Here is a 681-nt window from a genome sequence, read left to right as displayed (position 1 = left end):
CCGCAACAGTTGTCAACGGCTTGGTGTTATCAGCCATTTAGTTATCGCTCCTTGTCGGATCTTCCAATTGAAGGTCTTTCGTGGCAGTGCAGGCGGGGCAGGTGCCCCAGAAGGTGACCTCGGCTTCGTCGATCATGAAACCGTGATTGTCAGCCGCCGTCAGACACGGTGCCTCGCCAACGGTGCAGTCGACGTCGGCAATATTGCCGCACGACCGGCACACCACGTGGTGGTGGTTGTCGCCAACCCTGGCCTCATAGCGCGCGGGGGACCCCGAAGGCTCGATCCGGCGCAGCAGCCGGGCATCGGTCAGCGCGGCAAGCACGTCGTACACGGCCTGCTTTGAGACCCCGCCCAGTTCGCCCCGAACCACACCGGTGATGGTGTCGGCGTCGGCATGTGGGTGCGCGCGGACTGCTTCCAGCACCGCAGCCCGCGGACGGGTCACGCGCAGCGATGCCTCGCGCAACAAGTCCTCCGGTTCCCTCATCTCGACCATGAAACGATTCTGTCACCTTTTCTGGACTGAGTCCAGAAAATGTTCCGGACCCGGTCCAGAAAGTACGACGGCGGTGCTCGCCGCCGGCGGGTACCTCGTCTCCTGCCGCCCGCCGCCCGCCGCCGCCGGCGGGTACCCCGGCCGCCGCCCGCCGCCGCCGGCTGGTACCTCGTCTCCCGCCC

General features: G+C 66.2%; 1 protein-coding gene. It reads right to left on the bottom strand.

Annotation, left to right across the window (positions count from 1 at the left end; translation table 11 throughout):
* Nucleotides 1-37: 37 nt before the first annotated feature.
* Complete coding sequence (locus tag AC5RWT_RS37925; protein WP_494084698.1) at nt 38-499, bottom strand: Fur family transcriptional regulator; 462 nt, start codon at nt 497-499, stop codon at nt 38-40.
* Between the last annotated feature and the right edge of the window lie 182 nt (nt 500-681).

The organism is Arthrobacter sp. Dra40 (genome assembly GCF_059091905.1).
Note: the sequence above shows the minus strand (reverse complement) of the source record. Positions and strands in the feature narration are given on the sequence as shown.